Source organism: Salinivirga sp., assembly GCF_035268865.1.
In the GTDB taxonomy this organism is placed as follows: Bacteria; Bacteroidota; Bacteroidia; order Bacteroidales; family Salinivirgaceae; genus Salinivirga.
On record NZ_DATFKB010000133.1, the window covers coordinates 1 to 9194 of the forward strand.

Consider the following 9194-nt stretch of genomic DNA (forward strand, 5'->3'; position numbering starts at 1 on the left):
GTCACCCGGTCGCAGGTAAGTGAATGGTTAAAAAAAGATGATGATCCGGAGAAACGGGAAATTTCTGATCAATATATGGCTGCATTTTTAAATGGACTAATCAATGTTAAACGCGGTAAAAAGGAAGGACCACAGCCAATACCGGAAAAACGGCTAAATAACAATCTTGTATTGCGTAAGCTAAAAATTGCCCTTAACCTTCGAGATGATGATATGATTGATATTTTTAAAAATGCAGGTATAAAAATAAGCAAACCCGAGTTATCGGCATTTTTCAGAAAACCAGGACATCAAAAATACCGGGATTGTCAGGATCAATACTTACGTAATTTCCTCAAAGGGTTGCAAATTAAATTCCGATCACAATAAAAAACGCCACCTTAGATAAGATGGCGTTTAAATGGCCTATTTCAATTCCGGAAAAATTCTTAAATTATTTTTTAGGAGGTGAAATCATGGTAGAGTGTAAAAAAGCCATTTTCCGTTTTCCTTTGCAAAAGTTGCACTTTCGAGCCATTCCCAGTGAACTGGGTTTCCATTGATTACCGCATCCGCGGTGTTTTTATATTTTGTCCAGGCTACATCTTTTTCAACAATCCACTGAATATCAGAGAACTTATACGCAATAGTTCCCTTGCCTTCGAAGTTTTTCAGGTAATCAACGTGATTCTGTACAGTCCATTTTACTCCATTTTCAAAAATAATACAATCAGGAGTGCTGGCATTGCGCATAGCAGTGTAATCGAACTGGGATATTCCGTCAAAGTAGCTTTCAAAAACGCTTTTTACTTTTGCTATCTCATTCTCCGAACCTTTTTTAGGTTGGCAGCTTGTCAGTGCTGTTATACACACTAAACAAAACACAATTAGAAATCTAAACATCTTATTCATGGCCTAATTGTTTGACATTACAAGTTATTACATAAATATATGAAAGTCAAGAGAATTCATCTTTTTAAGTGTTTATTAACTTTTGACAATGAGTTAATTAGGTGTTTTGGGCTATGGGTATAAATAGCAGGCAACCTGCGAATTGTAACTTGTTTTAGTTAAAACAATAGCCTTAAAGCACAGTGTTTAACAAATGTTAATTGAAATTTAGATGTAAACATTTGAAAATTTCTATTGTACAAACTTTTTTATGGTATACAAAAAAAATTGCAGATTATTGAAAACGTAGAACCTAATCAAATTTATAAAAATATATAGCGATATGACTAACTTAATTTTATTCCAACGAAGTAATCAGCCATTAGTTTTGTTTTTAATCATTGGGGTTTTGATGCTTAATACCCCTTATTTGTTTGCACAAAACAACCAATCAAAGCTTAAGAATCCGGAATCATTGGAGTCAATATTTCCTAAAAAGCTTGCTGATGGTATTAATAAGGCAGGCTTCAGTACCCGGAAAAGTGAAACGGTTAATTGGGCCGGCACAAGTTATATGAGTAAAGATGGGGCAATTTTGCAGGTCGGAATTTGGTTATATACACCCAAAACATTCAAGAAAACCAAACGCAAAGAAAAAAAGCGCCGCAATGTTGTCAATTCCGGGAAAGGAAATATTTATTACAGGGAATACATGGGACAGCACGATCTAAAGATGTATTTTGATCAAGGTTTGGCTGTCCGTCTTACAGCAAGTCCTGACATTAGTAAAAAACAAGCTCTTACTATGTTTCAGAAACTCCCAATGAATGAAATAAAAGCCATTGAGCCCGGGGATAAGTAATTTTGAGGTATCTCTTTGAATTATTTGGATCTGTAAGATTATTTATCTGCCCAGGTAATTTATTTCTTACCTGGACAGATATTTCTTGTATACATTTGAAAATAAAGTACCTGTTATTTAAAAGCTTTTTCCTGCAAACCGTCACCTTCAAGGGCCAGTCGCTTCAGATAATCTGGTCCATTTTTGCCTGTAACGGCATCCACATACATTTTGGCCAGGTACATACCCAACATGAAACCCTGACCACGAAGCCCTACAAATAATCCCTTTTCAGGATCAATAATCATGCGCGGTTCGGTATAATAGCCCGACCAAACTGCCTGAAAACCAACTGAAGAAAGTTCAGGAAGCCAATCTACAAAAACTTCTGAAACAATTTCAAGGAAGTCTTTATCATTGATTTTTAGGTTTTTGGATGTTTGTAATGGTTCAACAGCAGGAGAGGCACAACCGATAATTTGACCCGTTTCGGCAAGCTGTTGCCCATAAACCGCTGTAAATCCTTTATAATTCCTTCGGTCAATTACCATATTTAAGGGTTGATTGTTTACACCAAGGTAGGGCAGACGCCTTGTAATAAACGCCTGGTGTTTAACCGGGAACAGGCCGGTATCAATACCAACCATATCGGCAAAATCACCTGCATTGCCTCCAAGGGCATTTACAAAATGTTTGGTTTTGTATTTAACATATTTACCTTCATGGGTTTTCACCAGTGCAATATAACCTTTATCGGTTTTTTCAAGGTCAATGAGTTTGGCATCCTCGTGAATCATACCGCCATTGTCGATACCTATTTTGCGAATCAGATCAATAACAAGGCCTGGCGTGGCTTGCCAGCAATCTTTTGTAACAAGGGCAGCCATGTACTTATCGTTACTTGTACTAAAACCCGGTGCTATGTATTTGGGGAAATCTTTGGGTTCAATCATCATGGCATCGCTCCACGCTTTAGAGGCCTCAAGGGCTTCGTATGTGGCCTGGTCGTGTGCCAGTGTAACATAATTGATATCGGTAAGGTGAATATTGGAAATTTCCTGTAACTCCTTAAATATTTTCCTGTTGTTTCCTGCAATATCAGCCAATTCGGGCACACTGAAAACCGGCCGTCCACCAGCAATATTGCGCCACGATGATCCACGTTCGTAATTTATTAAAATGGGGTTCTCGCCGGCTTCGGCAAAATAGCGAAACAGTGCGCTTCCGCCAATACCTCCACCTGCAACAAGAACCTTGGTTTCAATGGTTTCAATTTTTTGTCCGTTCAGGTTAGGTATGGTTTTTTCATGTAGGTCGTTCGGGTATATTTCGCCCATACTTACCTGGTTCGACATGGGGCCCCTGGGGGTTGCTTCTCCCACAATTTGTATTCCTGAGCCTGCCAGGGCAGTTTTTAGGCGCTTAATGCAACGCTTGCCTCTGCATGCACCCATTCCCAAACGGGTTGTATGTTTAATTTCGTCTACTGATATAAATTTCCGGTCTCCAATAACTTTCATCACCTCATCCATGGTTACGTCATCGCAGTGACAAATAAATTCTTTGCTTTCAATATTGTTGGAAGATGGAGCAAAATCTACCTGTTCCGGAAAGTTTGCTTTGGTTATAAAACCACGTGCTTTAACCAGATCTTCGCCATGTAAATTGCTTGATTTTACACGTGCCAGATTTGTTTTATTAGGTTTCTTCATGATTTTTTCAAGCACACCTTCACCTATTTTGTTGCCATCATTATCCACTAATACTACTCCTTCGCCTTCGGCTACCTCATATTCCACTGGAAAAAAGAGCCAGTCTTTTTTGAGGTTGTATCCAAATATAGCCAGGCCGGGACAAAGCGTTACACACTGCATACAGCCAACACATTTATCAAAATCAATAACAGGTACGGTGCTTGATGAAGACTTGGTTATGGCATCGTGCGGACATGCAAATGCGCATGGATTACATGCAAATCCATAGGTACAATCGGCAATTACAAATGGTTTTTGCATCCGTTCCCGATCCGGAATCACCGGTTCTTCTATAACTTTTGTCGGGTGCTGTTGAGAATCGATATACTCTTTTGAAAGTGCCAGATAATCGTCGTAATTATACCTGAGCGACATCTCTTCCATAATCTCGTACGCTACCTGTTTACCCCGCAGCACAGCACTGGTGCCTTCGCCAATACGAATGGCGTCGCCTGCACCATGCACATTTCGGCCAAATACTTCTTTTCCTTTGCGTAGCAGCGCATCATCAGAAACCAGTCCTGTACAAATGTTAATGGTATCGATACCTTCAATAATGCGTTCTGTACCGGGGACAGGTTTAAAGTTTTTGGCTTCTGCTACCACTGCGCCGGTTATACCGGTATGGTCCTCATTTGGAATAGCTTTTACAAGAATATGTGAGAGGTAAATTGGAATACCCAGTCTGCGAACCCGGTTGGCCTGTACCGGAAATCCACCTTCGCGATCCTGTGCTTCAAGTATAGCTTTAACATTGGCTCCGGCTTGTACAGCCTGGTAGGAGGTGAGGTAACCTATGTTACCAGCACCCACGGTCAATATATTCTTACCCAGCAATGTATGTTCATTATTCATCATTTTTTGTACTACAGCAGCTGTATAAACGCCTGGCAAGTCATCGTTTTCAAATGAGGGCATAAAGGGTACAGCTCCTGTGGCAATGATGAGATGCTCGGCATCAACATAGTATATTTTATCGGTTTTTATGTTTTTTATGGCCAATCGCTTACCTTCCAGCAAGTCCCAGACAGTTGAATTAAGCAAAATACCCTCATTATTATCCATGGTCAGTTCTTTGGGGATATCAAATCCGCGCATACCGCCATATTTTTTTTCTTTTTCGAAAAAGAAAAACTGGTGCGTCTGCATGGTAAACTGTCCGCCAATGGTGTCATTGTTATCAATTACAAGATTGTCAACGCCATGTTCATTAAGTGTCGCCCTTGCGGCCAGCCCTGCCGGACCTGCACCTACAATGGCAACAGTGGTTTTATGTACTTTAATCGGGTTTTTATCCGGATAGTTTGTTTTCGAGGGTTCGTAGTCTTTAGGTATTTCTGAAACCTCTTTTATGTCATCAACTTTCGTGATACAAATACGTCGCACTTCTCCATCTACGAGCATTTCGCATGCACCACATTTCCCGATACCACATTCCAGACTGCGATTGCGATTGGTCAAGCTGTGGCTGTGTACTGGATAACCAGCCTGATGCAGGGCAGCTGCAATGGTTTTACCTTTTTCAGCTTTTATTTGTTCTCCATTATACTTGAAATATACTTCCTGACCCTTCGGGATATCCAGGATCGGGTGTTCGGTTATTTTATACATAGCGCTGAGTTTTAATTGTGCTGTTAAAGTGGCATTATAAATCGACACAATCAATGAGTTTTGTCAGGATTTGAGTTTTTGAAAGTAAATAATGACAAGCTATACATCAAAAGTAGTTGTTATGATATACGCCCAACAAATAGACTCACAGCGATATAACTACTTTGAATGTGGTATCTGTGTTTTTTTAAAATCGGTGCTGATTAATACGTAACTAACGTTTCGCGTTTGACAACACTCTGATAAGCAATATTATATGTGGCGCGATTTTATTTTACCCCTGTACCCGTTCGCCGATAATTCTTTTTGTCATAACATTTAACGATACATCGCGGCGAAATTCCATTTCGAACATTCTTTCTACCATAATATCGCCTCTAACGAGGCTCGATATGTTTCTGCAAGTACCGTCAGGTGCGAAATTATGGTAGAATTGTATGCCTGAGCAATGCAGAGCGCCGTTAGGTGCGAAATTATCATATTAACCAAAGAGCTGATTTTTAATTGTTTATATAACTGCGAAACATCAGTACGTAATAGCTCCAAGACGTTTTTTACCGTCGATCATTATTTTAATGGGTGAATCGAGCCTGAAATGGTTAAAATACTTTAGCTCCTGGTGAAGAGGTTGGTTTTCAATAAAATCCCAATTGATGGTCTGCTTTTTATTGGATTGGGTAACCGAAAAATAACCTACATTCATTGAAGTTACATTGTGGAAGAAGTGTGACCCGGACGATGCATCCAGAGGAAAACTATCCATATCGGTTTCTACAATAACTTTGGCATTGGAGATTTGTGGCCATTCTACAGGTATTCCAATCCAGCGATCGCGGGTACCCCAGCGTCCGGGACCAATAAGCAGGTACTGCCGGCCCTCTTTTTTCATCTGTTCGTTAATTTGATTTACCTCTTCGGCCATTTCCATGGTTGCCGATTTCTCGAATTTATCACGGTTAATAATTATAATATCTTCAATATCTTCAATGATACCATTCCCCATGGCTTTATCGGTATAAAGCAGTATATTCTCTTCTTTCAGGGCTTCTTCATCAATTGAAAAACCTTCCCAGGTACTGATTTGCGGTTTTATTTGCAGCAAATAAAACGATGCTTTGCCATCTTTATCTTTATTTAAATCTACAGCCCACTCAATTTCCACTGGTGAGCCCAGTGCTTCCTCTACAATGTCGAGCACTGCCTGTAAGGTTTCTGCCAGGGGAATATAGTTGTGCTGTAAAATATTGGCAAAATTTATTATTCTTGGGCCGGCATGGTTTAATCCGGGCATAAGTCTGTCGCCATCGGGCTCATATACCGATGCCAGATGCTTAATGGTGCCATGCATCTCTGCATCATCAATGTCGAGTCGTATAAGCCCTGCCATGTCGCCTTGTTCGAAATCTATATTTTCGCGTTTCATATCTACGGCATAAAACTCGACCTGTGAGTTTTTATAAAGGTCTTTTAGGGAGTGCACAAGCGTTTGCGGGTATTTGGGTGAGAACCGATAAGCCTTTTCGCCATCTACCACATATTTTCCAAGGCCAAGTGCTGCAACAGCCATTCCATCTTCCGGATTCATGTGCGATACCGGGTAGTAGTTGTATGATTGGGCTACTCCGCTTATGTGCGGGTAATAGTAATCTCCGTATTGGTTCCCCACAACTTCCTGAATTACAACAGCCATCATCTCTTCTTCGATTTTATAGCTGATAGCCTCTACGTAACCCCTTGCAAGTTTTGAAAATACCGATGCATACACCAGCTTAATGGCTTTTTCCAGTTGTTTGAGCCTGACCTGGATATCCGGATCATTGTTGGGTAGAATGTACGTTTCAAATATTCCGGCAAACGGCTGGTGAAGGCTATCTTCGAACATGCCTGAAGATCTTACGGCAATTGGCTTTTCAATAAATTTTAAGAACTTGTAGAGTTTATCTTTCAACTGATCTGACAGTTCAGCTTTGAGGAACCATTTTCTTATTTTATTTTCATCTTTTTCGTTATAAACCTTTTGATTTAAGCTATTGATTTCTAAAAATTGCTGAAACTCATCGGTCCCAATTATTGAGGTATTAGGTGTACGGATATTAATGCCCGGTACATGCTGAGAGAAGTCATAGTTGTGAATCAAAGTATTTATAAATGCCAGTCCGCGGCCTTTTCCTCCAAGGTTTCCTTCTCCCAAAAGGACAATACTTGTATGATCATCGATATCGGAAACATGAAAAGGTACAACTTTGCCCTGGTTTTGTTCATTCCTGAATTTATTGAGCACATTGATAATGAATTGCCTTAGGTCATCGGTACTTGGAAAATCGGCTATTTGTGCCGGGTGGATAATATGGGCCACCTGAATCTCGCCACGCGCCATTAACCACAATGAAAAATGGTTCTTTTTACCATGGAAAAGTATGGATTCGTCAGGAACGGTATGTAATAAATTTTCGAATTCACGTAGAGTTCTGGCCACTGCGATTTCGCGCCCATGAAGGTCTCTGAAAACAAAATTTCCAAACCCCAGGTTATGAAGAATAAAGGTGCGCAAATCCTGCATCAGGCTCTCTGACTTTTTATTAATGAAAGCGCACTCCAGTTCGCTGGCTATTTCATCATATTTTTCATAGGAGGATTGTATGACGGTTGGCAACTCTTTGCGGTCTGCCTTTATTTCTTTTACCAGGTTTATTCCGGCTTTTTTATCAAGTTTTCCGTTTCGCTCAAATTCTACATCGGTGATCAAACATAAAAGCTGACTGCCATATTTTTCATAAATGTGCATTGCCTCCTCATAGGTAGTGGCCAACAGTATTTTGGGCCTTGTCCTTAGTCGTAACACTTTGTATAGGTCGTCGGTACTCACATCGTCAATAATACGTCGGGTTTGTTCCATTACAATATTGTACAGCATTGGTAAATAGCGTGAATAATATGGTGCGGCATCTTCGACCAAAATAATTACCCTGACCAGTCCCAGGCGGGTGTCGTTATCTACATTGATTTTATCCTCAATGAGCTTGATCATGGTAAAGAAAACCCTTGAATCGCCCTTCCAAACAAAAATTTTATCTATTACCGGCATTTTTTTGCGGCGCTCTTCAAGTGTAAGCAGGTTTTCATTATTATTGAGGAGGGCAAACACCGGCAAATAGGGAAATGACTCTTTTATGCGTGCAGCAAGATTGAAAGGTCTGCGGGTATCGAGCCCAATCATCATAATTACCATATCGTAGTGTTTGCTGCGCAAATGCTCCATAGCCTCCTCCTGGTCAGAAACACCTGTTATTCGTGGAACAGATGTCAGGTTGAGCCTTTCATATTGCCTGAGCACATACTCTGAAAAACGCCCGCCACTTTCAATACTAAAAGCATCGTATAGGCTGGCTACAAGAAGGATTTCTTTGATCTTAAAAGGCATTAAATCGTGATAAAGATCCCGGTTGTAGTTGTTGCGGTTTAAAAATAATTGCAACAATTTTCTTCTCCTCGGTTTCTCGACTGAAATGGTTTCCGGTGAGCTGTATATTTGGTTAGGGCGGCTCAGTTTATTGGCAATATCGCCATCGAGGTAGCCTTTAAAAAGACTCGTCAGGTTGTCAATTAAATCGCGCTCTTCCTTTAGAAAAGGACCTTCGTCCAAATCCGGATGTTTGCGGGTATAAAAAATTTCAATGGCACCAACCCGCTTATCAATGGTATCGAATGTTTGCCTGAGCACCCATTGCGACCCTCTGAAATTTACGCTTGTAAAAACTTTTCCATCATATGTTATACGTGCAGTGGTATCTTCGGGGTATTGCATGCCTCGAGGAATGGCCTGGGTAATTTTTTGCATAGCTTCCTCCACATTCTTAGCCTGCTTCAGAATCTGGGTGGTTTCGTTTATACAGGCCAATTCTTTGAGACGCTCCTTATTTTCTGCTTTAAGTTTTTCGTATTGCTGGCGCGTCAAATCCTTTTCCAGGTCTCCATAACCCCGTGTATCATCCTGTTGGTTGTTTTGACTCATTCTGGATGCTTTTACGCATTAATACTAAGTGAAAAGATTTTACTCTTTCAATTTACATTATTTGAGGTTCTTTGACAAATAAACCTGAATAATTGAGTTTAATAGG

At 40.3% G+C, this 9194-nt stretch carries 5 protein-coding genes; 2 read left to right on the forward strand and 3 right to left on the reverse strand.

Annotated elements, in window-relative coordinates:
• A partial coding sequence (locus VJ937_RS08085) for a DUF1456 family protein (RefSeq protein ID WP_324066390.1) occupies nt 1–369 on the forward strand: 369 nt, incomplete at its 5' end.
• Nucleotides 370–453: 84 nt separating this feature from the next.
• Here the strand turns inward: VJ937_RS08085 and VJ937_RS08090 are convergent.
• Complete coding sequence (locus VJ937_RS08090) at nt 454–891, reverse strand: nuclear transport factor 2 family protein (RefSeq protein ID WP_324066391.1); 438 nt, start codon at nt 889–891, stop codon at nt 454–456.
• 322 nt (nt 892–1213) lie between these two features.
• Between VJ937_RS08090 and VJ937_RS08095 the strand changes: the two genes are divergently transcribed.
• On the forward strand, nt 1214–1732 hold the full coding sequence (locus tag VJ937_RS08095; RefSeq protein ID WP_324066392.1) for a hypothetical protein: 519 nt from the start codon (nt 1214–1216) through the stop codon (nt 1730–1732).
• 113 nt (nt 1733–1845) lie between these two features.
• Here the strand turns inward: VJ937_RS08095 and VJ937_RS08100 are convergent, their stop codons facing one another.
• Nucleotides 1846–5076, reverse strand: coding sequence for an FAD-dependent oxidoreductase (locus VJ937_RS08100; protein ID WP_324066393.1), 3231 nt, complete (start codon nt 5074–5076; stop codon nt 1846–1848).
• A 526-nt stretch (nt 5077–5602) separates the two neighbouring features.
• On the reverse strand, nt 5603–9088 hold the full coding sequence (locus VJ937_RS08105; protein ID WP_324066394.1) for a PEP/pyruvate-binding domain-containing protein: 3486 nt from the start codon (nt 9086–9088) through the stop codon (nt 5603–5605).
• Nucleotides 9089–9194: the final 106 nt, after the last annotated feature.